The sequence below is a fragment of the Streptomyces sparsus genome (assembly GCF_054776295.1).
Window position 1 is genome coordinate 1 of sequence record NZ_BAAHCA010001344.1, and the last position, 981, is coordinate 981.

Sequence of the window (981 nt, forward strand, 5' to 3'; positions counted from 1 at the left end):
GGCCCGTCGCGACCGGGGACGGGCTGCGGCTGGAGGGGGTGCGCTTCCGGTTCCCCGGCACCCCGCCCGGCGAACCGCCGGTGCTGGACGGCGTCGACCTGCACGTGCCGTCCGGGCAGTCGCTGGCCCTGGTCGGCGCCACCGGCAGCGGCAAGACGACGCTCACCGCGCTGATCCCCCGGTTGCACGAGGTGAGCGGCGGACGCATCACGCTGGACGGCGTGGACGTCGGCACGCTCTCCCGGTCGGAGGTGCGCCGTCAGGTGGCGGTCGCGTTCGAGGAGCCCACGCTGTTCTCGGCCACCGTGCGGGAGAACGTGCTGATGGGCGCCGACCCCCGGGACACCCGCTCGTCCGGCCGGGGGACGGCCGCCGGGACCGGTGCCGAGGCGGACGCCGCCGACGACGAGGCGCTGCACCGGGCGGTGCGCATCGCGCAGGCCGAGGAGTTCGTGGCGGCGCTGCCGCGCGGTGTGCACACCCAGGTCGGCGAGCAGGGGCTGAGGCTCTCCGGCGGGCAGCGGCAACGGCTGGCGCTGGCCCGCGCGGTGGTGGGGCGGCCCAGGTTCCTGGTGCTGGACGATCCGCTGTCGGCGCTGGACGTGCACACCGAGGCGCGGGTCGAGGCGGCACTGCGTGAGGTGCTCGCCACCACGACGGCCCTGGTGGTGGCGCACCGGCCGTCGACGGTCCTGCTCGCCGACCGGGTGGCGCTGCTGTCCGGCGGCCGGATCGCGGCGGTCGGCACGCACCAGGAGTTGCTGCGCGGCAGCGACGAGTACCGGCATCTGATGTCGGGTGAACTCCAGTCGGGTGAATCCCAGGGGGGACGATGACGACCACCGCCGACCCGGGCACTCCGCCCGTACCGTCCGACGCCCCCGTGCAGGTGGCGGCCCGGACGGCGGGCACCGACCCGTTCGACCGCGACGTGCTGCCCGCCCCCCAGGGCGCGGCGCGGCGGCTCCTGGGGTCGTTGCT

General features: G+C 76.4%; 1 protein-coding gene. It reads left to right on the top strand.

Going from position 1 to position 981, the window contains the following annotated elements; all coding sequences use genetic code 11:
• Positions 1 to 836, top strand: an 836-nt coding sequence (locus tag ACYVE9_RS28335) for an ABC transporter ATP-binding protein (protein WP_461030744.1), incomplete at its 5' end; no start/stop codon positions are given.
• Positions 837 to 981: the final 145 nt, after the last annotated feature.